Here is a 24,574-nt window from a genome sequence, read left to right on the forward strand (position 1 = left end):
TAAATAAAATGAAGTTTTCATAAATAGTAAAAGGATGGTTATGTCATCAGTGTAGCTAAGAAATGATGTTACATATGAAAAGAGCGTGTTAATAAAATATGAGGTGGTTAAATGGGAAATGAGCAAGTGAAGTCTGTAAAGGAAGAAAAAAAGTTATGTCTTTGTATGATTGTTAAAAACGAGTCTAGGATTATGGAAAGATGTTTAAATGCTACGAAATCAATTGTAGATTTTGTTTCTATTTGTGATACTGGATCGACGGATAATACACCTGAAATTATTGAAAATTGGTGTAAGGAAAATGAGATACCTGGGACGGTTCATCATGAGCCGTTTCAAAACTTTGGTTATAACAGAAGCTTAGCTGTTTCGTTAGCGCAAAAAACATACCCAGAAGCAGATTATTTATTAATATTAGATGCGGATATGATTTTAGAGGTTGATCCGAATTTCGATAAAACGAGCTTAACGGAAGATCATTATCTTACATTGCAATATGATGTTCATATTAAATATTGGCTTACACGTCTGTTAAAAGCTTCTTTACCATGGAAATCTGTCGGTGTTACTCATGAGTATTGGGATATAGATCGTTCCAAAGTTGGAGAGAATTACAATACGAGAGTAGCTAGACTGGAGACGCTTGTCGTTAATGACCCTGGTGATGGTGGGAGTAAAGCGGATAAATTTGAAAGAGATGAGAGGCTGTTGTTACAAGGGTTGAGTGATCCAGAAACAACGCCAGATTTGCATATAAGATATTTATTTTATTTAGCCCAAACTTATTTTCATTTAAGTCAATTTGAAGATTCGATTAAATGGTATAAAAAACGAGTGGAAGTAGGAGGATGGGTTGAAGAGGTGTTCTATTCGTTGTTGCGAATAGGGTTTTGTTATGAACAATTAGCAAACCGTGCAGCAAATAAACAACATGAAGTAACAGAAGCAGATGAAATGGAAAATGCTAAGACGCAAGAAGAGCAATATTCAGCGCTAGCTATTTTTTATTTTCAAAAAGCGTGGGAATATAGACCAACTCGGGCTGAGCCATTATACCAACTTGCAAGAATGTATCGATTAAAATCTCAAAATAATATTGCTTTGATGTATGCCCTGCAAGGGAAGGAAATTCCTTTTCCAAAAGATGATCTTCTATTTGTAGATTATCATGTGTATGATTACTTATTTGACTATGAAATTTCTATAAGTGCATTTTATATACCACATAAAAAACATTTAGGTGCAGTATCACAAAAATTTTTGGAATCGAAAAAAGAAGAGCTACCGTTGCATATAGCAAATATGGTAGAAAGTAATGCGAAATTTTATTGAATACAATTTCGGTTAAAGGAGTAGTGGAGTAATAATGGAATTAATACGATGGGCGCTAGAGCTAGGAGAATCTGTGCATGGAAATACGTATGAAGAATTGTTGCCACTACTAGATTATTATTATGATCGTGATCATTTAAAAGCGTATTGTATCGCAAATCTTCTGTTAAACATGGACGTATCAGATGAACATCAGCAAAGAATCGAATTAAGAAGGTGCATTGCTGCTTATTATGCTGGACTATATAAAGTAGCAAAAAAACATGCGAAGGACCTTTTACTGAAATATCCGGATGTGGATTTATATAAGAATAATTTAAGGCTAATGGAAGCTTATTTGAATAAAGAATATGATTATTGTTTGTTTATATGCCCAAAGACGTATGGTAGTTTTATAGATGTTGCGCGAGCTTTGAAATGGCGATTGGAGCAAGAGGGAAATACAGCAATCATATCAGAAACAATACTCGAAAATGTGGGGAATACAATTGTTTTTGGAGCGCATACATATGCACATAGCCCACATCTCCTTCCGAAAAATGCAATTATTTATAATTTAGAACAGCTATATGAAGGAAGCCCTTATGCGCATCCTCTTTATTTAATGTTATTAAAAGATAAGGAAATTTGGGATTATAGTAAACAAAATATAGAATGGTTAAAACAAAGAGGAGTAGGAAAAGAAATAAAACATGTAGGCATGAACTATGCACCAACTTTAGAAATAAAAAAAGATGCATTTGATGAAGAATTAACTGAAGACATTGATATACTGTTTATAGGTGCTCTTAACCCAAGACGGCAAGCTATATTGGATCAATTAAAAGTCGTTGCCCCGAATTTAAATATTGTTTTTAAAAATAATGCGTGGGGAATTGTTAGAAATGAGTTAATTGCCAGATCTAAAATTATATTAAATATCCACTTTTACTTATCTGGTATTCTTGAAACTCCTCGAGTTTCTTATGCAGTGGCAAATAAGAAATTTATTATTTCGGAAAATAGCAACCCAGAGGACGAAATAGATTGGCCGGGAATTGTATTTACTCCGTATGAAAAAATAATAGAAAATATTATGAAATATGTAGAATTGCCAGAAGAACGTATCAAATTAGCAGAAAAAGCGTATAACCATTTTGAAGCTAAAAGAAGCAATGGCATACTGAGCAATAAAGAGAAAGAAAAGTAAATGTGAAAAACTCATACTTTCGTATGAGTTCTTTTTTCGTCTATCATACTATTTTATTAAGCTAGTTCCCTCTTTATATTGTGTTTTGTATAGAAATTTCTGATAATATATAAGTATAACTTGAAAACAAAGGGGAGAAATGATGATGAAACTAGTTGTTATTAACGGTACACCAAGAAAATTCGGTAGAACTCGTGTGGTGGCAAAATATATTGCTGACCAATTTGAAGGGGAGTTATTCGATTTAGCAGTAGAAGAACTACCTTTATATAATGGGGAAGAATCACAACGTGAATTAGAAGCGGTAAAAAAATTAAAGGCGTTAGTGAAAAATGCAGACGGCGTAGTGCTATGTACACCTGAATATCATAATGCAATGAGTGGGGCGTTGAAAAATTCGCTAGATTACTTAAGTAGTAGTGAATTTGTTCATAAACCTGTCGCATTACTTGCAGTTGCAGGAGGCGGTAAAGGTGGAATTAACGCATTAAATAGTATGCGTACTGTTGCTAGAGGGGTATACGCCAATGCCATCCCAAAACAAGTTGTGCTTGATGGACTTCATGTACAAGACGGTGAACTGGGTGAAGATGCAAAACCATTAATTCATGATTTAGTTAAAGAATTAAAAGCATATATGGGCGTATATAAAGAGGTGAAAAAGCAACTAGGGGTTGAGTGATATGTCATCTCTTTATAAAGATTCACGCTTGTATTTCATTCTAGGGGCCAATAGTCTATCAGCTATTGGTTCCGGTATTGTAATGATAACGATTCCATGGTTGTTAATTAAAGAGAGTGGAGGAGAGACAACGTTTGGTTATGTTTCCATCATCTCAACACTGATTATGTTTTTGTTAACTCCGTTTATCGGGCAAAGTATTGATCGTTTTTCAAGAAAATCTTTATTATTATGTAATGAAGGTATTGGGATAGCCGTAATCGGAATAATGGCTATATGGGGATTTGCTGGGCAACCTTATCATTCTATTCATTATATTCTAATATATATAGCAGGGTCATTTTACTATTTATTATTTTATCCTACAATATTTGCGTTCAACCAAGAGATATTTCAAGCAGAACATTATAAAAATTTAAGCGGAACAATGGAGATACAAGGACAGTTAACGCAAGTTATTTCAGGAGCCGCTGCTAGCTTCCTTATTGAAATCATTTCTTTAAGATGGATCTTGTTAGTAGATATGTTAACTTTTGCAGGTGCATTTTTCCTTTTCTTATGTATACCGTACGTAAAGAAAAAGGAAGTGAAAAGGAAAGTAACATTTAAGAAGCAATTGTTCGAAGGAATTCACTTTATGAAAAAATATCCTAAACTCTTTTGGTTCTTACTTGCTACTTATATGCCATTTATAGGTGTCATGATGGCAAATTATTTAATACCGGTTTATATTTCGGATATACTCAAAGCTAATGCCTCTGTATACGCAATAGAGGGCATGATGTACGGTGTCGGAGCGGTTGTTGCAGGGATCTGTATTCCACTCATAATGAAATATGTCAAAACAGAAGTTTCAATCGTTATGACGATGTGCATTTATGTAATTTCAATTACCGCAATGATTATTGAACCTTCCGTAATGTTGTTATATGGACTAGCGATTTTTCATGCGATTGGAAATGCGGGGACAAGAGTGGCGAGAAATGTATTGATGATGGAGGAAATCCCAAACGAAGTAATGGGACGTGTTGACAGCTTATTTCGATTAATTGGTACAGGAATAAGAATTGTATTATTAATGCTGTTTACAGCTGGTGTATCTAAAGCTGGGGTAATGCTGCCGTTTTACGTATTAAGCTGCATATTAATCTTCTCATTAGGTATCGCTATTTATTATGTACTATCACAACGTAAAGTAAGAACGAACATTTCTAATAAATCAATCATATAAAAAATACTTCTGCCTTCCTATCTTTTTCTATATAATTAAAAAGAAAGGGAGTGCAAACGTATATATGAACAAATGGATATTACTTATAATCTTATTATTACCACCACTATACATTCTTTATATGACCTTTCGAATGAAGAAAGTTGCTCGTGAAAAGTTGAGCCATCACTCTCCGTACGTTCTTATATTAGGTGCAAAGTTATTTGGAGATAGACCGTCTTTATCTCTTCAAAACCGTTTGGATGTAGCATTGGAATATTTAGTTTCTCATCCTGAAGCGAAAGTAATTGTTTCAGGTGGTCAAGGAGAAGATGAAGATATACCGGAAGCTCATAGTATGAGGAACTATTTAATGGTACATGGTATAGATGAGAGTCGTATTTTAATAGAAGATCAATCTACAAATACGTATGAGAATTTAAAGTTTAGTATAGATTTATATGATGTGAAACATGCGGTAGTTGTAAGCAATACGTATCATTTATATAGAACGAAAATAATTGCGAAGCGTTTAGGCATGAGGATGGAGGCACTAGCTGCTGAAACGCCAATGCGCTCTAAGAGAAAAATGTATGTCCGTGAATATGCCGCTATAATGAAAACAATATTGTTAGACCGTTAGAGCTCAAGTGTGAGCTCTTTTTTTGTTGAATAATGCGTATCATTTGAAATGAATTCCATATTCCATCAAAATAAAGGAAACAACGATAAAGGAGTTGTATTTGTGATTCAGTTTAATCAAGTGTCAAAATCATATGAAGGTGGCACAAAAGCAGTGGATTCATTGCATTTAGAAATTAAAAAGGGAGAATTTTTTGTCCTTATTGGTCCGAGTGGTTGTGGGAAAACAACGACAATGAAAATGATTAATCGTTTAATTGAAACGACAGAAGGCTCAATCTTAATCGATGGAAAAGATATTCAAGAATACAATATTAATGAATTACGCTGGGATATAGGGTACGTGTTGCAGCAAATCGCTTTGTTTCCGCATATGACAATTGCTGAAAATATTGCAGTTGTTCCTGAAATGAGAAAGTGGAGCAAAGAAAAAATAAAAGCTCGTGTCGATGAGTTGCTCCAGATGGTCGGGCTAGATCCAGACGTATATCGCGATCGCATGCCTGATGAATTATCAGGTGGGCAAAAGCAGCGTATTGGTGTTGTACGGGCATTAGCCGCAAATCCGAAAATCGTTCTTATGGATGAACCATTTAGTGCGCTAGATCCATTAAGTAGAGAACAGCTTCAGAAGGATATCGTACAATTGCAAAAGAAGATTCAAAAAACAATTGTATTCGTAACACATGATATGCAAGAAGCATTATCACTTGGAGATCGCATTTGTATTATGAAAGAGGGAAAAATTGTTCAATTAGATACGCCAGAAGAAATTATACATAACCCAAAAAATGAATTTGTAGAAGAGTTCATTGGAAATCGTGGGCGACCTTGGTATGAGGGGAAAAGTATAGAAGATGTATTGCCACTTGATGAAAGTATGCGGATAGAAGGGGAAGCACTATCATTACATTCTTCTTTACAAGAAGCATTAGTTCGCCTGCGAGCTGATGAAGTCGTTCTAGTTGAAGAAAATGGTCGATATGTTGGAGCTTTAACAAGTCGTCATATTGTCAATTATATTGTTGAACAAATGAAGGAAAGAGGCTAAACAGTGACTGATTTTATACAAACGTTTCAAGAACGAAAAATAGAATTACTAACTGCATTAAGTGAGCATTTACAAATATCGCTTATTTCATTATTTTTTGCAGTAATTATTGCGGTACCGCTTGGCATTTTATTAACGAGAAAAGAACGAATGGCTGAGTTTATTATAGGAACTTCTGCAGTTATGCAGACGGTGCCATCACTTGCATTACTCGGATTATTAATTCCGTTAGTAGGAATCGGAAAACTGCCAGCCATTATTGCATTAGTTGTGTATGCACTATTACCTATTTTACGCAATACATATACAGGAATACGGGAGTTAGATGAATCTTTAATCGAAGCAGCGAAAGCTATGGGGATGAATAGCTGGAGAAGACTGTGGAAGGTAGAGCTTCCTCTTGCTTTACCAATTATTATGGCCGGTATTCGTACGGCAATGGTATTAATTGTTGGAACGGCTACATTAGCAGCACTTATAGGTGCTGGTGGGCTCGGTAAACTCATATTACTCGGTATCGATCGGAATGATCATGGACTTATCATTTTAGGGGCCGTACCAGCCGCGTTACTCGCTTTATTCTTTGATGTAGTACTTCGAGTGCTTGAGAGGCCAAAACGCTCGTCTAAGCGTGTTATATTGACGATATGTATTGTTTGTATAATGGTTGCTTCTCCATTTCTTTGGAATACAGAAAAGAAAGATATTGTTATTGCGGGCAAACTTGGATCAGAACCTGAAATTTTAATTCAAATGTATAAGCAACTTATCGAACAAGATACCGATTTACACGTACAATTAAAACCAGGTCTTGGAAAAACAGCATTTGTATTTGAAGCGTTAAAATCAGGAGAAGTAGATATATACCCTGAGTTTTCGGGAACAGCTTTATCTACTTTTGTGAAAGAAGAGCCAAAAAGTACAAATCGGGATGAAGTATATGAACAGGCTCGCGTTGGAATGGAACAGAAATATAATATGGTTATGTTGAAGCCGATGGAGTATAACAATACATATGCACTAGCTATGCCGAAAAAAATAGCAGATCAAAATAATATAAGTACAATTTCTGATTTAGGAAAAATTGCACAGAATGCGAAAGTAGGATTCACATTAGAATTTGCTGATCGTGAAGATGGTTATAAAGGAATGCGAAAATTATATAACTATAAGTTTTCAAATGTGAAAACGATGGAACCAAAATTACGTTACAGTGCAATTCAATCAGGGGATGTGAATGTAATTGATGCATACTCAACAGATAGTGAATTGGAACAATATGGACTTAAAGTGCTAAAAGATGATAAAGGATTATTTCCACCATACCAAGGTGCACCTTTATTAAGAAAAGAGACGTTACAAAAATATCCTGAACTTGAAAAAGTATTAAATAAATTATCTGGAAAGATTACAGATGAAGAAATGCGAAAAATGAATTATGAAGTAAATGTAAATGGTAAAAGTAGTGAAGAAGTAGCGAAACAATTTTTACAAAAAGAGAACTTACTTCGTTAAATTTACAAGAAATATACAAATTTATATGTATGAAATGACCGTTCATTACAAAATGAACGGTTTTTTTGTGCATACTTATACATTTTTTCAAAAAAGTATTCCATTTTTCTTCATTTTCTTTTAGAATAAGTAATGTTTTCCTGAAAAAATATAAGAGAAGCGTCTATTAGAGAAAAAGGTGACTTTAATAGTTGAACGAACATAACACCTAGAATGACAGATGGGGTGGTACAAATAGAAAAGAAGTTAGGTTTTTTTCCATTAATTGCATTAGTAGTTGGAACAATGGTTGGTGGCGGTGTTTTTAGTTTACCGCATGATTTAGCAGTAGGAGCAAATAGTGGCTCTATAATAATTGGCTGGTGTATTACAGCGATGGGAATGATTCCACTCGCGCTCGTATATCAAACGTTAGCAAGAAAAAAACCAGAGCTTGAGGGCGGAATTTATAGTTATGCACGTGCTGGTTTCGGTGAATATATTGGATTTAACAGTGCTTGGGGATACTGGCTAGCAGGAATTTTAGGAAACGTTGCAACAATCATGTTACTGTTTAGTACATTAGGCTATTTCTTCCCAATTTTTAAAGGTGGAAATAGTGTTGCGTCTATCGTAGGAGCATCACTTTTATTATGGACACTTCATTTTCTAATTTTATTTGGAATTCGTGAAGCATCTATTATGAATGTGATTGCAACAATAGGGAAATTGGTACCAATCGTATTATTTATTGTTGTAATGGTAACAGCGTTTCGCTGGGATACATTTACACATGATTTTTGGGGAGAAGGAACTATTTCAGTTTCCTCTATACTTGGTCAAGTGAAGAATACAATGCTTGTAACTCTTTGGGTTTTCATCGGGGTTGAAGGAGCGGTAGTATTATCTGGAAGAGCGAAAAATAGTCGAGACGTCGGTAAAGCGACAGTATTAGGACTTATTTTAGTAATGTCTATTTATATTTTAATTTCTGTCTTGTCAATGGGAGCGATGACAAGAGGAGAGCTTTCTGTTTTAGAAACGCCGTCAATGGGACATGTATTAGAACATGTTGTTGGGACGTGGGGCGCAGTAGCGATTAACATCGGGTTAGTTGCTTCACTTGTAGGTACATTAATAGGTTGGTTTTTACTTGTTTCTGAAATTTCCCATGTAGCAGGAAAAGATGGCGTGTTTCCGAAAGTCTTTACGAAAACAAATAAAAAACAAACGCCGCATATGGCATTATGGATCTCAAATGGCGTTGCCCAAGTTATATTTATAATCGTTCTGTTTTCAGAGTCAACATATCAAATTATGTATTTCATAGCGTCAACATCAATTTTAGTACCATATTTATTATCAGCGTTATTCCAATTCAAATTAGTAATTACAAATGAACTAAAAGATGCAAAAGTGAAAAATGGTTCGCTAGCTTTAATTGCTTCACTTTACTCTATATGGCTTATTTATGCAGCTGGTTTGAAGAATTTATTGCTCGTTTCAATCGTATACGGGATTGGGATCATTGTTTATGTGTATGCAAGAAAAGAAAAAGGAAATCGTTGTTTTACTCGTATAGAGAGATATGTAATGTGTGCAATTGTCGTAGCAGCTGTTACATCTCTTTATATGTTATTGACTGGAAATATAAAAATGTAAAAGTCCTTTTCATTTAAAGGGCTTTTTCTTTGTCTATAGAATATTTAATACATAAGATATTCAGGAGGGATGAAAATGGAAGAAAAAGAACAGTTGAACAGAATTGTTGATTTAGCGAGTGAAGTAAGGAAAGTATTAGTGCAAGAATCTTTTTTTAATCATCATCCTGAACTGCGAGGAGTGATTGAAAATTTAGCGAGTGCGGTAGAGAATTTGGCGGAATTACAGCAACATAAAGATGAAAACGCTGAAGATCGTTTACGATATGTACTTGCTAAAATGAAAATTGCTCATAATGCCATCTTACAAGAGAAAAACGCATTTCCATCTCATTAATATACGATTTCATTTTGAACCTGGCGGATAACGTCAGGTTTTTTGTTTCTAGTTTTGCGTTTCTTTCATACACTAAGAATAGTATGAAAAAAAGAAGGTGACGAAGGTGAAATTACATAAAGCTCTTCAGCCAAGTTTTATAAAACGAATGTACTATATGAGGTTTATTGGGAAGTTTACAAAAGCAGAGAGTGAGAAGAGTGGAGAGAATTTCTTTGTACAATGCCTATCGCCAATACCATTCACATTGCAAGAGCAATTGAAAAATGAACCATATGTATTTGAAGGTTTATGTAGCAATAAAAAGAATGAAAAAGTCTTTTCGGAATTAAAGAAAAGAAAACTAGAAAAGCAATTGATTATGTTTCGTCTCTATTATGAAAGAGGACATATATACGTGGAGTTAATTTGTACAGAAGAAGCGCGAGAAATAGCAAACGGTTATAAAATGATTCCAGTACCTAAAGTTTCCGATTATAAAAAGGGAGAGTCTTTAGAAAGAAAACTTAGTAATGGTTATTTGTCATTTCTAATGCCAAAATATCCGAAAGACTTTGAGCCTCCTGAGTTATTGTGGCATGAGGGAAGGTTATATGGAAATATATCTTTAAAGTCATCGTCAATTAGTTCAATCGCATATTTTGAACAGCAGCGGGAATGTAAGTATATAGAACTTAATGACTGGATGAAGTATGTAGAAATAGCGGTAGAAGATCAATTATATTTTGTAAGCAATCATGTGTATGAGCAATTAAAAAAACGAATAACTGAAGAAGGTAAGCTTGTAGAGGTAGAGGAAATAAAAGTGCAAAAGGATGAATGGGAATGGGATGAGCGTGAATCCGTCTTTTTACAGTATGTGAAAAGTTTTGTACGTAATAAAGGGCTATATTTGGATGAAACAGATATTTATAACTTTCATATAAGTACAAAAACAAATATGTTGACGATTCTGGGTGGTATACCAGGCGCTGGAAAATCCCGTTTTGTGCAAGCTTATGCAGAAGCACTTGGATTACAATACGGGGAAGAATTGGTTTGGATCCCGATTTCACCATCATATCAAGAACCACATGATTTACTTGGTTACCTTCACCCAAATGGTACTTTTATTGAAAGTGAAACAAAATTAGTTAGGGCGTTAATGAAGGCAAAAGAAAATCAAAATCAGCTGTATATAATCGTTTTTGATGAAATGAATATGTCACATATTGAGCATTGGTTTACTCCATTTCTATCTGTTCTTCAACTTGAAAAGCAAAATCGTATTTTAAATTTATATGAAGGTGTGCAAGAAAAAGAAAATCCAATTCCGCCAACAATTGAAATTGGAGAAAATATTATATTTGTTGGTACTGTGAATTTTGATGAAACGACGAAGGAGCTCTCAGATCGATTATTAGATCGGACGAATGTAATAAATTTACGAAAGATTCCGTTTTGTGAGATGTGTATGGAGCAAGAGAAAGTTGTATTACAACCACCTCTGAAAGTAACTGCAGGAGAATTTCGCATAAATTGGGTCAGGAATAAAACGATGATTGAGGTGTTTTCTGAAGAAGAGTTAGAGCTATTAGATAAGTTACATGGTGTATTGTCATCACACGATACGTCAAAGGGAATTTCTTTTCGATGTGCAAATGCAATTGCTACTTATTTGCAAAATATACCGTTCCAAAATAATCATTCTTATATGATTAGTAGAGAGGAAGGATTTGATTTACAAATAAAGCAACGTGTATTGACGAAAATAAGAGGGACTGAAATGATGGTTGGGTCTTTACTTTCAGAGGAAGTAAAAAGGGGGGCAACATTAGTACCTCTTTTGCAATCTCCACTTGCAAACAGAGTATCTACATTTGAACACTCTTTAGCATATATAAGAGAAAAGCGTAGAGAACTGGAGTTGTATGGTTATGCAAAATGATGGACGATACGAAACAGAAATCGTTGATACGAAAGAAACGCTTCCTTTTGTATTAAAGTTAATTATTGGAACGGAGTCAAAAGGAGAATATATTTTATTAAATCGTCTTTGTACCTCTGCAACAGCATTAGCTCAATGTATTTATAAAGTGCAAGAATTAAAACCAATTAGATTGCAATACCATTATGAAAATCCAATGAATATTACTTTTATATGGAATAAAGTCTATGAGGGACAGAAGAATATAAAAGAGACAAAATATGAAATAAATGACCAAAAACAAAAGGTATTAATATATGAACATGGAAAAACGGAATTCTTTTATCCATGGCGTTGTGGTTTATATCATTTTGAAGTGAATATAGAAGATCGAACGTATTATGGCGCTTTTCAAGTCGTCCCCAAAAATTTTTTTGATGATCAATTTGAAATGATTCAAAACTATGTGAAGTCGATTTTAAATGAGTTGATTTTAGATAGAGGTTATTATAAAAAGACTTTCTCTGCACTTAGCGATATTGAAGATTCTTCTTATTTAGTGTTACTTAGAAAGTTGCCGCAAAAAATGAAAAAGATAAAGCAAATTTTTAAGAAAATAGAATCGAGTTCAAAATTTATACATGAATATAAATGGGAAGAAAAGGAGCGGAAAGCAACGAGGAAAGGAGCGGTAGTGGCGGAAAGAAAACCGTATGCAAAATATTATAATCGTAAGTTTATCGAACAAAAAAATAGTATGGAAAATGCATTTCTTAAATTTAAAGCGATGCAATTTTATCTTTATTTACTTGAAGCGGAAAATTTTTTGCGTCAAACAATTGAAATATTAGAAAGAGAAAAAAAGAAGAAATCAGAAGAATTTCAAGCTGTAAAAACGATTATACAAACAATTGAGCGTAATGGATCAGTGACCGATAGAGAGAAACAAAAATATAAAAATATACATTTACTAAAAGAGGCGGATTTACGAAAAAGTTCTATGAAGATACAAGAATATAAAATTTTAGCGCATTTTGTACATGATAGTGTACAATACTTTCAAACTTTAATGTATTCTCCATTTTGGAGAGAAGTTTCTGAAACGGGTAAGATGAACTCACATAATTTACCGATACCACATCAACAATTACTACAGCATTTAGATTTACTTCCACAATATACAGATCAATCTCCATCTTTATTATTTGTTTATAAACCAACTTTTTTAGTGTATGAATATTACGCTTTCTTTATCGTTATTTCCATGTTAGAGCAAATTGGTTTTGAAGCTAGAAATTCCATTAGTGAACAAATACAAGAACATTTTTATGTAGATGGATTACAAGATGGAACGACAGTAGTTTTACATCGAGATGATATGAAAGTCCATGTCGCATTTAATGATTTAATTGAAACACATCCTCTTATTGCATTAAGTAAAGGGAGTAATTTTTATAATGGAGAAGACACGAAGAAGCCAGATATTCGATTAGACTGTTATGTAAAGGAGGAAGAGAAATACGTATATCAATCTTCTATTATTATTGAAGTGAAGTATAGCCCAATGTACAATATTTTTCAGCACGTTGGGAATACGAAAGCAACTGAGCAAATGTATAAGTACTGGTCTATAAAATTTGTAGAAGAACAGGATGGAAAGCGAATCTATCATCGAAGGGCCATTTATGAAGTCATTTGTGTATACCCAGGAAGTCATATGCATAGTAAAAAAATTGAGTCTGGATGCGGTGTTTTCTTGCAATTATATCCATATAAAACGAAACAAGGAGAAGAGAAATTAGCGGGAAAACATGGAATGGTACAAATTTTTGAGAAGTGGTTAAAAAGCATGAAGAAGTAAAAGAAATCCTTTTTTATAAAGGATTTTTTTAGATTAAGAAGAATTATATGCAGTATGGGAGACAGCTTCATATGATATGAATTTGCAAGTGATAGAAATATATTTTGAGAAGAATGGTACATGAGGGATAAAAGGCGAATATGATGGAATTTAATTTATTTTGCAGAATATAATAAGGCGTAAATGTTTTTAGTTGCATACGAAGATTTGTTCTTATATGATAGATAGTGAAAGCGTTATCAAAAACAGAGCGGCGATGGGAAAGGCGGGGAAATATGTTCCAGCGTGTTCAAACAAAGGAAGAACATTTTTGGTTCGAGCAACTATGGGGAGATTTTTGTGAAGAAAGAAACTTAATGTTCGTAGAACGTAATTTAAATCCATCACGATTTTTATTAATAGAAGATGAACATCATATCGGTACAGTAGAATGTATTAAGTATACGGTACCAGAACAATCAAATTCTGAGTTTTTCTATCCGTTTTCTAAAAATGATTTAGTGAAAGATTTGCAAAATGTATATGAAATAGGCAAGTTAAGTATCGCGAAAACGTCCCGTGGGAGAGGACACTTCAAAAGACTAACAGCTATTTTATTTATGCATGCATTAGAAACAAAAGCAGAATGGTATATTGCAGCGGTTACAAAAAGAATGTATATGTATTTATTAACACTCGGTTTCCCAATTGAACCGATAGATAAGCCATTTCAATTTCATGATACTTTACAAGGTGTACCAGTACGAATTCATGCCCGAAAAGGGGCTACGCATTTGTATTCTTTAAAAGAATTTCGAGATGTAATTCAAGGAAATGCCCATGCACAGGCATTAATCGCAGAATACAGTAAGAATATTATGTTAACCAAATAAAACGAAATGAATATGTATAATAAAGAGAATGCGATTTTAAAATGAAATCATTCTTCATGAAAAAGACCCTTATTATTTTAATAAGGGTCTAAAAATTATAATCCAAATATACTAAAAATCATTTTACGGCGCTTCGGTTTCTTTTCACGTTCATATATTGGCTTTGTATCGGGAGTAATATAGATTGGTTCTTCTTTCTTGAGGGTAGCTTCTAGTTTTTGAATTCGCTCTAACATTTCCTCCATTTCACGGCGATGTTGTAAAAGTTGGTACGTAACAACATCATTTGCCTTATCTTGCATTTGTTCTTCCATTCGATCTAGTCTTCTCGTAATTGTGTTTAATTGAGCGGTTAATTGCTCAAAATCATGTGATGATATGTTTTGAACAATTGTATTTACTTGAGTTTTCAATTCTTCAACATCATTTGATGATGTTTTTTGAGTAGGGTGAGTGTTTTGGGACTTCTCTATTTGTGAAAGATGGTATTCTAACATTTGGTCTAAATCATCTTGTGTAAAAATAAAGTGACCATATTTATTTTTTTCTATAGTAAGATTTAATTGTTGTGCAATCCGGACAACAGCCTTTGGGCTAACACCTAATTTTTTTGCGATAAATGGTGTTTTATATTCCAAAATAATCCCTCCTATATATATCCTGTTGAATGATTTCGATCTATGAAGTAAGTTCCCTTCCAGTGTGACAAAAGAAGTGTGGAATCGGCAAAGAAAGTGTTTTTTCACGAAATGAAGTTAGGAAGAATATATCGTGAATATAAAAGTTTTTATCTTAAAATTTAGAATCATTTGACTGAGGGAAATTAATTAGATTATCATAATGATAAATATCTTTTTTATGTATGCATATAATATATAAAAAGGTGGTTGCTAATGTAGAATTTTGTTAGAGTATTAGAATGCTTACTTCACTTGAATAAAATTAAGTAGGAGGTGGCTTCCTTGCTTACAATGTAAGTAAGGAAAAGTATTTGGACATATATAGTATAAGTATAGTGATTGTTTTAATTGCCTTAACGGCATTTTTCGTTGCAGCAGAATTTGCAATTGTTAAAGTGCGAAGTTCAAGAATTGACTATTTAATTGCAGAAGGAAATAATCGCGCAACATCTGTCAAAACAGTCATTACAAACTTAGACGAATATTTATCTGCTTGTCAGCTAGGAATAACAGTTACAGCACTGGGAATTGGGTGGTTCGGTAAACCTGCGTTAAAGCAAATGTTTGACACATTTTTTGTGAATTTGAACATTTCTACTCAACTAGCAGATATTTTTGCTGTAATTTTAGTGTTTTTGTTTATTACATTTTTACATGTTGTAATAGGGGAATTGGCTCCAAAAACATTTGCGATTCAAAAAGCTGAACAGGTGAGTTTATTTGTTGCTAAACCGTTAACTTTCTTTTATCGTATGGCGTTTCCTTTTATTTGGCTATTAAATGGATCAGCCCGAATAATTACGAAGTTGCTAGGGCTGAAACCACCGAAAGGGCACGATGAAGTTCATTCAGAAGAAGAATTACGGTTATTAGTTTCAGAAAGTTACAAAAACGGAGAGATTAATCAGTCTGAATATAAATATGTAAATAAAATCTTTGAATTTGATGATCGTATAGCAAAAGAGATAATGGTACCCCGAACTGAGATGCATATTATAAGTAAAGAAATGCCTGCTGAAGAAGCGTTGCAAAAAATGTCTCGGGAAAAATATACGAGATATCCAGTTGTTGATGGCGACAAAGATCACGTAATAGGCTTTGTGAATTTTAAAGATATTTTCACAGATTTTGTGCAGCATAATGCGGTTAGTAATAAGAAAGTAGAGCAATATATTAGGCCGATTATTTTAGTTATCGACTCCATCCCAATACACGACTTATTTTTAAAAATGCAAAAAGAAAGAACACATATTGCTATATTGATAGATGAATATGGTGGTACGTCTGGACTTGTTACTGTTGAAGATATTTTAGAAGAAATAGTTGGAGATATTCAAGATGAGTTTGATACAGATGAACAGCCAGAAATCCAACAAGTTAGTGAAACGAAAACAATACTAGAGGGAAAAGTACTTGTTAGTGAAGTAAATACGTTATTAGGTTTAACGATTGATGATAATGGTGTTGACACAATAGGTGGATGGATTTTAACGAAGAATATAGAAATTGCTGAAGAGGATTTCATTGAAATCGAAAATTATAAGTTTTGCGTAAAAGAATTAGATGGACACTATATAAAGAGACTAGAAGTTACAAAAACTGTAGAATCAATTGTTATTTTAGAAGATGAAAAACAAATTTCATTGCAAGAACAAATTAGTTCGTAGACTCTGCTAGATGGCAGAGTTTTTTTGAGCATAATGTTTTTTGCAGAATAAGGGCTATGTTACAATGACATAAGTCAGACCTTTCACTAGGTGAAGTATTGTTGTATACATATATTTGAAAGGGGAAGAATTATGAAAAAGCATTTATATATAAATGGAGATTGGAAGTCTGTAAATACGTATAAGCCATTATATGCACCATATTCTGAAGAAACATTAGCGGAAATCGCGCAAGGAACGGAAGAAGATGTAAAAGAGGCTGTTATTGCTGCAAAGAATGCAATGAAAGAAATGAATAGATTATCTGCATATGATCGTGCGACTATTTTAGAGAAAGTCGCACAAAAAATGGATGAAAGAAGAGAAGAATTTGCAGAGATTATTGCAAAAGAGGCTGCAAAACCAATACGTGCTGCAAGGGGAGAAGTAGATCGTACCGTTCAGACATACAAATTTGCAGCTGAAGAAGCGAAGCGTATATACGGTGAGACACTGCCACTTGATGCAGCACCTGGTGCAGATGGGCGCATTGCATACACAATACGAAAACCGATTGGGGTTATAGGAGCTATTACACCATTTAATTTTCCATTAAATTTAGTGGCACATAAAGTGGGCCCTGCAATTGCTGCTGGAAATACAGTTGTGTTAAAACCAGCTGATCAAACGCCTCTATCATCTTATGCATTAGTTGAACTATTTGAAGAAGCAGGATTGCCAAAAGGGGCTTTAAATATTATTTCTGGTCCTGGTTCAACTGTAGGAGAAGCAATAGTTACAAATGATGATGTTGCTTCCATTACTTTTACGGGAAGTCCGAAAGTTGGACTTGGAATTAAGGCAAAGGCTGGGTTAAAGCGAGTTACGTTAGAACTAGGATCGAATGCTGCTGTTATTATTGATGAAGATGTTGAATTAACAGATGAATTAATTGAACGAGTAAAATGGGGAGCATTTGTTAATAATGGACAAGTTTGTATTTCGGTACAACGTGTTTTTGTACATGAAGAGAGAATGGATGAATTTTTATCTAAGTTACAGAAAGCGATGGAAACAGTTGTTGTTGGTGATCCGTTGCTTGAGGAAACGGATGTATCAGCTTTAATTTCGAAAAAAGATGTCGAGCGTATCGATAACTGGGTGCAAGAAGCAGTTAAAGAAGGAGCGAGCGTTTTGTATGGTGGTAACAAACGTGATGAAAGGATTTTTAAACCAACTGTATTAACGAATGTTCCAGAGCATGTATCTGTACAGTGCCAAGAAGTATTCGGTCCACTTATGACAGTAAATACATTTAAAGAATTTGATGAGGCCATAGAGCAAGTAAATCATTCGCGTTACGGTCTACAAGCAGGCGTATTTACAAATAATTTGTTTAAAGTAATGCGTGCAATTGATGAATTAGAAGTTGGTGGTGTCATGATAAATGATATTCCAACGTTCAGAGTAGACCATATGCCTTACGGTGGTGTGAAAGAAAGTGGTACGGGGCGTGAAGGAATTAAATATGCAATCGAAGAAATGACAGAAATGAAATTAGTGTGTATTAAAAAATAAAGTAACTAGAACTTAAACATCGCAAAAAAACGAGTAGGAAATGTTTACGATTCCATACTCGTTTTTTTGTTTATTTGACGTTTCTTAGAATGATTCCATTTAATCAAGTGTACCTTTTACTTCATTTCTTGTTTGAAAATAGCATCTTCTACATAAATTTGTTCTTTGTCGACAGCAGTGCTATGAGATAATACTAAACCGATTGGTGTTTCTATACCTTTATTTTGAACAATTGTAAAAGGAACATTTTTTTCATTCGCTAATTTAATGTATTTTGATAAATGTGGGTAAGCAATGCCACCATTTAGGAATATTTGTAATGATTGAGAAGAGCGCATGCTACTAGCTACTTCAGAATATACATTACTTTGCATTACTTGACCGATAGTTAAAGCGATTTCTACACGCTCACGTAATGTAGTTAAATACATATTACGTTCTTCTGGTTTGTTTTGCTTTTGGCCGTAAATGCCTTCTTGGAGATAATCTTCCACATTTTTATTTACCATATTTTTCACACCTTTCCTTTTCTATTGTACGAAAGAATGAAGCAGGATGCAAAAAAAGTCGCATCGAATATAAAAAATTTGAATGAAAGGAAGGAAAATGGAATGTAACAATCTAAACAATTAATAAAGTTATAAAAATTTTATCAACACATATTAACAAAATGTGACAATAATCTATTAACGAATCATGTTTTTTGTGTTAATATTCAAAATATAAAGGGTGTTCGTCGCATGGAAATGGAGGAATGGAGGTTTTTCCAATCGATAAGGATATTAAAGAAGTATTTTGTTCGCACTTGAAAAACAACAGGCACCAATTCGTTGAGAACTGGAAAAACAAAATGATAATTTCCGATAAAGATCCATTTAGACTAGAAGCAGTTCAAAATGGAGAGGATTTATTAGAGTTTATTATTGAACTTACTATGGAAGAAAAAGATATAAATTATCTTCAGCCATTATGCGAGAAAATTGCTATTGAACGTGCAGGAGCAGATGCGAATATAGGTGATTTTGTTTATAATGCAAATGTGGGAAGAAATGAGCTTTTCGAAGCGATGTGTGAATTAGATGTTAGTGCACGTGAATTGAAACCAATTATGGCCCAAATACATACTTGTTTTGACAAATTAATTTATTACACTGTTTTAAAATACTCGGAAATTATATCAAGAAATTTAGAGGAAAAACAGCAATATATTAACGAAACACATAAAGAAAGGCTGACGATTTTAGGGCAAATGTCAGCTAGTTTTGTACATGAATTTCGTAATCCACTTACTTCCATTATGGGGTTTGTCAAATTATTAAAGGCAGACCATCCTAGTTTATCGTATTTAGATATTATTTCTCATGAATTAGACCAATTAAATTTTCGCATTTCGCAATTTTTACTCGTATCGAAAAAAGAAATGTGGACTGAATCTGAACGGTTTTGGCTAAATGATTTGTTTCAAGACATTATACAGTTCTTATATCCAAGTTTGGTCAATGCAAATGTTTCTATTGAAAAGAATTTGCCATATCCAATTCCGCTTACTGGTTATCGGAGTGAAGTGAGACAAGTATTTTTAAATATATTAATGAACTCAATTGATGCTCTTGAATCAATGAAAGAAGAACGAAAAATTATCATTGATGTATTTGAAGAAGATCAATCGATTCGGATTGTAATAAAAAATAACGGGCCAATGATTCCAGCTGAAAATGTAGAAACGATTTTTGAACCATTTGTAACTACTAAAAAGTTAGGAACTGGTATTGGGTTATTTGTATGTAAACAAATTGTAGAAAAGCATAATGGGTCCATCATGTGTCGTTCAGATAATGATTGGACAGAATTTCAAATTGCATTTCAAAAATAAACAGTCTACACCAAATGAATGGTGTAGACTGTTTTAATTCGTAAGTATAACGGCTTCTAATTTAGGATCTTTCGTTGAATAACCTAAAATTGAAATTGTATAAATAATGTTCGGTTCGACTTTGAAATCCGGTATAGTTAGTAAGACACTTTGATGATCTGCGAGTGAAACTTCTATATCCGCTGTACCAGGGCTAACTTCTAAAAAATCTGTTATTTGTTTAAAGAGTACATTTTCAAATAAATGATCGCCACCTTTTAAACTTACATTTACAACAGGGGTATCGGGAGAAAAGTGCGCAAAGCGTATTTTTGCCTGGCCTGCTGGTAAATGAGTATTATCAAGCATAGGTTGTAATTGTAGATGATTATCACTATTTATTGCAGCAAAAGTATAAGTGTGATTTCCCATTATTGGTACTAAAGCTGAAAAGATGGGCGTTTCATTTCCGACAGGAACAATATCTATTCGGTACTTACCTTGTACTAATGTTAAATAGGGACTAAATTGTTTAAATGAAATATTTTTAATTACCTTTTGCCCGTTTACTAAAATGTCAACGGCAGGTGTATTTGAAGCAGAGTGAAAAAATCTTATGTGCGATGGTAAAGCAGCTTCTTGTGAATCTCTTTTTTCGTATGCCTGTACAAGATTCGTAAGCGCATCATAATATTTCATATATAGTTCTGCATATTTTTTTGGATTATGAAATTGATAGTAACGAGCGAGCTGTTCGTAACGTGCAGCTTCTTGTCCATATTTTTCGATTTCAGATTGAGACATGAACATTCCTCCTTTGTCATCATTAAAACTATATGCTTAGCAAGAATGAGGTTATGCGAAAAAAATTGTTTTTTAAAAGAGAAAGGTTGAAAATTAATAATAAGTATTTTTTAAGGATAAGTTAAGTTTAGGTGAACGAGAGTTATAATTTTCTAGAGGATACAAAAATATATCATCCATATTGGCTGAGGAAGTGTATATTTCGAAATGAAAAATTTGAGAGCATAATACGTGACATGTCGAAACCATGTCCTGAAACCCTTAGGAAACTAGGGATTTTTTAAATTATGGGCAAATACACATACAAAGTAATAATTGTCCTACATAAATTATAAAGGAAAGGTAGTTTGAAATTAAGGAAAGGAATGAAACCTTGGGATGGGGATATCCCGCAAGGAATTGTGAATGGAGTTATGGACGGTGTTGTGCTTTATACTGTAGGATGAATTGTGATTTTGTAATACTATTGTTTCTATTTACGTTAGCAAGTGACGGTATTAACTGATAAAAGAGCGTCGTGCCGAACTGATTAATGTGGTTAATCGGTTCTTTTTTTATCCGATTTTAATGGGCAGTAAGACCCACATCTCAAAATTCAGCGAAAACAAAGAAGTTAGGTGGGGGTCGGGCTGCCCATAAAAGTCCGATTGGTGAGGGCTGATTAAAGTTTCACTTTATTGTATAAATGGAGGAGAATGTATGTGAAATATTGGGTTCTATAAAAATAATTGCTATGCATTTAGTAGGATTAATTGTCGAGATTTGTTTGAAAATATGCAATATAAAGTAGGAGAACAGGAAGGAGTTTAAAGGGAGTTTCGTCGAAGTTTACACAATGTCGGCATTTGAGGGAAGCTGACATTATGTTGGGAAAATATTTAGTGAAGCGTTAATTTTATATAAGGGAGGGTTATTTGAGCGTATAGATAAGGGTTGGTCTTTAATTTAAGTTCTGAATTTTCTGTTTTTAAATTGATATTTAGCACTCATTTGTATATTTTATAATAGTTTTTTGATAAATTCACTGCTTTCGCAGAGGGTTCTTTTTTATGAAAGAAACGTCAATTTTCTTCATATATATATACAAATTGGAGAAATGGGGGAGCGCTATGCGCGATTACTTAATTAAACCACTTGTTGGTCAGCCGTATCCAATGATTTCACATGGAAAAGGTGTGTATTTGTATGATCAAAACGGAAATAAATATTTTGATGGCTCGTCAGGAGCAATTACGGCAGGTATTGGGCATGGCGTAAAGGAGATTGCGGACGTTATCAAAAAGCAAGCAGAGGAGATTGCTTTCGTTTATAGATCACAGTTTACGAGTGAACCAGCTGAAAAATTAGCTAAGAAATTAAGCGATTTAAGTGTAGGAGATTTGAACTGGAGCTTTTTTGTAAATAGTGGTACGGAAGCAAATGAAACAGCTATGAAAATTGCAATTCAACATTTTCAAGAGCGAGGTATTCAAGGGAAACATAAAATTTTGTCACGATGGATGAGTTATCACGGTATTACGATGGGCGCCTTATCAATGTCTGGGCATCCACTGCGTAGACAACGTTTCGTGTCAATTTTAGAAGATTATCCAACTATTCCAGCTCCATATTGTTTTAGATGTCCGGTGCAAAAAGTATATCCAACTTGTCAGCTTGCTTGTGCGACTGAACTAGAAAGATCAATCGAAAGAATTGGTGCAGAACATATCGCAGCTTTTATCGCTGAACCGATTATCGGAGCAGCTGGAGGCGCAGTCGTTCCGCCGAAAGAATATTATAAAGTTATTAAAGATATTTGTAGTCATTACGATATTTTATTTATTGCTGATGAAGTAATGACTGGGCTTGGTCGTACTGGCGCATGGTTTGCGATGGAGCATTGGGGTGTAGAACCGGATATTATGACCCTTGGTAAAGGTTTAGGAGCTGGATACACACCGATGGCAGCGACGGTTGTAAGTGACCGTGTAATGGAGCCAATTTTACGAGGATCGCGTTCTGTTATGAGTGGGCATACGTTAAGTGCAAATCCATTATCTGCAGCAACAGCTCTAGCTGTTATTGAATATATGGAGAAACATAATCTACCTGAAAAAACAGCTGAAAAGGGAGAGTATTTAATAAAGGGATTACAGAAAGTTCAGCAACAATCGACAATCATTGCTGATGTGCGCGGAAAAGGGTTGCTAATTGGAGTAGAATTGCAACCGTTTACAAAAGCGTCGGAACTTATTTCGGTTGCAGCTAAAAATGGTCTTCTTTTATACCAAGCTGTTTCAGGGCAAGCAGGAAAAGAAGATAGTGCACTGCTTGTAGCACCGCCAATGACAACTACATATTCCGAGTTAGATGAATTACTTTCAATTTTTGCAAAAAGTGTTGAAGAAATGATGCAAAAAGGAGGGCATAGTATCGCATGACAACTATTACGAATACATTCAGTAAATTAAAAGAGATCGAGGAAGTAATTTCTTTATTCCACGATGATATGACATTAATGTTTGGGGGATTTGGGGGGATTGGATCCCCTCCATCTTTAATACAGGCGATTTTAGAAAAAGGAGTTACAAATTTAAATTTAATTGGAAATGATACAGGATTTCCTGATGTAGGAATCGGTCGTCTCGTTACGAATGAAAGAGTAAAATCATTAATTACTTCTCATATTGGATCAAATCCAAATGCAGGAAGACAGTTAAACGAAGGAAGGTTACAAATTGAGTTTTCTCCTCAAGGAACATTAGCAGAGCGTATTCGCGCTGGTGGTGTAGGACTTGGTGGCATATTAGTTGATGTAGGTGTTGATACGATTGTAGAAGAAGGAAAACGTACTGTTGAAATGAATGGTAAAACATATTTAGTTGAAACAGCATTAACTGCTGAGGTTGCGATTGTATACGCGAAAAAGGCGGATCCATTCGGTAACCTTGTGTTTGATAAGAGCGCTCGTAACATGAACCCTCACGTAGCTATGGCCGGGGATATAACGATTGTAGAAGCAGAAGAAATTGTTCCACTTGGAAGTTTAGATCCAGAAGAAATTGTTGTCCCAGGAGTATTTGTAAATTATATCGTACCGTCGGAAGGAGTGAATTGGAAATGGGTATGGGCGTAGAAGTGAGAGATAAGATTGCTAGACGTGCGGCGAAAGAAATACAAAATGGTATGATTGTAAATTTGGGAATTGGTATACCATCGCTTGTACCGAATCATTTGCCTGACGATATAAACGTTATGTTTCATGCAGAAAATGGAATTGTAGGTATGGGACCTACGCCAAGTAAAGGAAATGAAGACGAAAATTTATGTAACGCAGCAGGTTTGCCAACTTCTCTTATTACAGGAGCAAGTTATTTTGATAGTTGCACAGCGTTTGGGATGATTCGAAAAGGTTTACTAGATATAACGATTCTTGGTTCATTACAAGTAAGTGAGAATGGTGATTTAGCAAACTGGATTGTTCCAGGGAAACGCGTTCCAGGTATTGGAGGAGCAATGGATTTAGCTCAAAAAGCGAAGCGGGTCGTTGTTGTGATGAATCATGTCGATAAATATGGAAATGCAAAAATTGTTTCGGAGTGTACATTACCATTAACTTCAAAAAAATGCGTAGATTTAATTATTACGGATATGGCAGTAATGGAAGTGACGCAGGATGGACTTATTTTGCAAGAATTAATGAGCCCATACACAGTAGAAGATATAAAACAACATACAGAAGCAAATTTTAAAATTGGTTCTAATTTACTAGTAATTGAATGAGGGGAGATGTAATAT

General features: G+C 34.2%; 21 protein-coding genes. 18 read left to right on the forward strand and 3 right to left on the reverse strand.

The genetic code is table 11. The features are described from left to right. The first annotated feature begins 111 nt into the window (after nucleotides 1–111). The 12 genes from RTP99_RS04430 to RTP99_RS04485 all read left to right on the forward strand — a co-directional run bounded on the left by RTP99_RS04430 (nucleotide 112) and on the right by RTP99_RS04485 (nucleotide 14,237). Entirely contained in the window at nucleotides 112–1,332 is a 1,221-nt protein-coding gene (locus RTP99_RS04430) for a tetratricopeptide repeat-containing glycosyltransferase (RefSeq protein WP_000526228.1), read from the forward strand. A 34-nt stretch (nucleotides 1,333–1,366) separates the two neighbouring features. Further along, the gene (locus RTP99_RS04435) at nucleotides 1,367–2,521 is read left to right on the forward strand and encodes a CgeB family protein (RefSeq protein WP_041184531.1); all 1,155 of its coding nucleotides are present in this window, start codon (nucleotides 1,367–1,369) and stop codon (nucleotides 2,519–2,521) included. A 145-nt stretch (nucleotides 2,522–2,666) separates the two neighbouring features. Further along, a complete protein-coding gene (locus RTP99_RS04440; protein ID WP_014893779.1) occupies nucleotides 2,667–3,203 on the forward strand; it encodes an NADPH-dependent FMN reductase in 537 nt (178 codons plus the stop codon). A 1-nt stretch (nucleotide 3,204) separates the two neighbouring features. Beyond that, complete coding sequence (locus tag RTP99_RS04445) at nucleotides 3,205–4,434, forward strand: MFS transporter (RefSeq protein WP_000097176.1); 1,230 nt, start codon at nucleotides 3,205–3,207, stop codon at nucleotides 4,432–4,434. Between the two features lie 64 nt (nucleotides 4,435–4,498). After that, nucleotides 4,499–5,056, forward strand: coding sequence for a YdcF family protein (locus RTP99_RS04450; RefSeq protein WP_001045793.1), 558 nt, complete (start codon nucleotides 4,499–4,501; stop codon nucleotides 5,054–5,056). Nucleotides 5,057–5,158: 102 nt separating this feature from the next. Then, a complete protein-coding gene (locus tag RTP99_RS04455; RefSeq protein WP_000614103.1) occupies nucleotides 5,159–6,106 on the forward strand; it encodes an ABC transporter ATP-binding protein in 948 nt (315 codons plus the stop codon). 3 nt (nucleotides 6,107–6,109) lie between these two features. Continuing rightward, a complete protein-coding gene (locus RTP99_RS04460) occupies nucleotides 6,110–7,621 on the forward strand; it encodes an ABC transporter permease/substrate-binding protein (protein WP_000129134.1) in 1,512 nt (503 codons plus the stop codon). Nucleotides 7,622–7,834: 213 nt separating this feature from the next. After that, a complete protein-coding gene (gene arcD / locus RTP99_RS04465; protein WP_046646911.1) occupies nucleotides 7,835–9,262 on the forward strand; it encodes an arginine-ornithine antiporter in 1,428 nt (475 codons plus the stop codon). 75 nt (nucleotides 9,263–9,337) lie between these two features. Beyond that, entirely contained in the window at nucleotides 9,338–9,598 is a 261-nt protein-coding gene (locus RTP99_RS04470) for a hypothetical protein (protein ID WP_000391444.1), read from the forward strand. 106 nt (nucleotides 9,599–9,704) lie between these two features. Beyond that, nucleotides 9,705–11,525: an AAA family ATPase gene (locus tag RTP99_RS04475; protein ID WP_046646912.1), complete on the forward strand. Its 1,821-nt coding sequence runs from the start codon at nucleotides 9,705–9,707 to the stop codon at nucleotides 11,523–11,525. Beyond that, nucleotides 11,515–13,365 (forward strand): hypothetical protein, encoded by a 1,851-nt coding sequence (locus tag RTP99_RS04480; RefSeq protein WP_001178631.1) that lies wholly within the window; start codon nucleotides 11,515–11,517, stop codon nucleotides 13,363–13,365. Before RTP99_RS04475 ends, RTP99_RS04480 begins: the two co-directional genes overlap by 11 nt. Before the next feature lie 275 nt (nucleotides 13,366–13,640). Next, nucleotides 13,641–14,237: a hypothetical protein gene (locus tag RTP99_RS04485; protein ID WP_000487803.1), complete on the forward strand. Its 597-nt coding sequence runs from the start codon at nucleotides 13,641–13,643 to the stop codon at nucleotides 14,235–14,237. A gap of 95 nt (nucleotides 14,238–14,332) precedes the next feature. On the opposite strand, the gene racA is transcribed toward RTP99_RS04485, so the two are convergent. Next, nucleotides 14,333–14,875 (reverse strand): chromosome-anchoring protein RacA, encoded by a 543-nt coding sequence (racA, locus tag RTP99_RS04490; RefSeq protein WP_000456007.1) that lies wholly within the window; start codon nucleotides 14,873–14,875, stop codon nucleotides 14,333–14,335. Nucleotides 14,876–15,228: 353 nt separating this feature from the next. On the opposite strand from racA, the gene RTP99_RS04495 reads away from it, so the two are divergent. Both RTP99_RS04495 and RTP99_RS04500 read left to right on the forward strand, forming a co-directional pair. Continuing rightward, entirely contained in the window at nucleotides 15,229–16,584 is a 1,356-nt protein-coding gene (locus RTP99_RS04495; protein ID WP_002163665.1) for a hemolysin family protein, read from the forward strand. A gap of 132 nt (nucleotides 16,585–16,716) precedes the next feature. Next, nucleotides 16,717–18,141 (forward strand): aldehyde dehydrogenase family protein, encoded by a 1,425-nt coding sequence (locus RTP99_RS04500; protein WP_000716445.1) that lies wholly within the window; start codon nucleotides 16,717–16,719, stop codon nucleotides 18,139–18,141. A gap of 116 nt (nucleotides 18,142–18,257) precedes the next feature. Here RTP99_RS04500 and RTP99_RS04505 read toward each other — a convergent pair whose 3' ends face one another. After that, a complete protein-coding gene (locus RTP99_RS04505) occupies nucleotides 18,258–18,650 on the reverse strand; it encodes a YueI family protein (protein ID WP_000247570.1) in 393 nt (130 codons plus the stop codon). Nucleotides 18,651–18,895: 245 nt separating this feature from the next. Between RTP99_RS04505 and RTP99_RS04510 the strand changes: the two genes are divergently transcribed. Then, on the forward strand, nucleotides 18,896–20,014 hold the full coding sequence (locus tag RTP99_RS04510; RefSeq protein WP_000451748.1) for a BA2291 family sporulation histidine kinase: 1,119 nt from the start codon (nucleotides 18,896–18,898) through the stop codon (nucleotides 20,012–20,014). 33 nt (nucleotides 20,015–20,047) lie between these two features. Here RTP99_RS04510 and RTP99_RS04515 read toward each other — a convergent pair whose 3' ends face one another. After that, the gene (locus tag RTP99_RS04515) at nucleotides 20,048–20,797 is read right to left on the reverse strand and encodes a DUF4397 domain-containing protein (RefSeq protein WP_000083249.1); all 750 of its coding nucleotides are present in this window, start codon (nucleotides 20,795–20,797) and stop codon (nucleotides 20,048–20,050) included. Between the two features lie 1,109 nt (nucleotides 20,798–21,906). On the opposite strand from RTP99_RS04515, the gene RTP99_RS04520 reads away from it, so the two are divergent. Genes RTP99_RS04520 through RTP99_RS04530 form a run of 3 tightly spaced genes read left to right on the forward strand, consistent with a single transcriptional unit; the run spans nucleotide 21,907 to nucleotide 24,559 of the window. Beyond that, on the forward strand, nucleotides 21,907–23,217 hold the full coding sequence (locus tag RTP99_RS04520; protein ID WP_001205894.1) for an aspartate aminotransferase family protein: 1,311 nt from the start codon (nucleotides 21,907–21,909) through the stop codon (nucleotides 23,215–23,217). Further along, complete coding sequence (atoD, locus tag RTP99_RS04525) at nucleotides 23,214–23,912, forward strand: acetate CoA-transferase subunit alpha (RefSeq protein WP_000208117.1); 699 nt, start codon at nucleotides 23,214–23,216, stop codon at nucleotides 23,910–23,912. Before RTP99_RS04520 ends, atoD begins: the two co-directional genes overlap by 4 nt. Then, nucleotides 23,897–24,559, forward strand: coding sequence for a CoA transferase subunit B (locus tag RTP99_RS04530; RefSeq protein WP_000525281.1), 663 nt, complete (start codon nucleotides 23,897–23,899; stop codon nucleotides 24,557–24,559). The genes atoD and RTP99_RS04530 overlap by 16 nt, the downstream gene beginning before the upstream one ends. Nucleotides 24,560–24,574 lie beyond the last annotated feature (15 nt).

This window comes from Bacillus sp. (in: firmicutes) (assembly GCF_031983925.1).
Classification (GTDB): domain Bacteria; phylum Bacillota; class Bacilli; order Bacillales; family Bacillaceae_G; genus Bacillus_A; species Bacillus_A pacificus.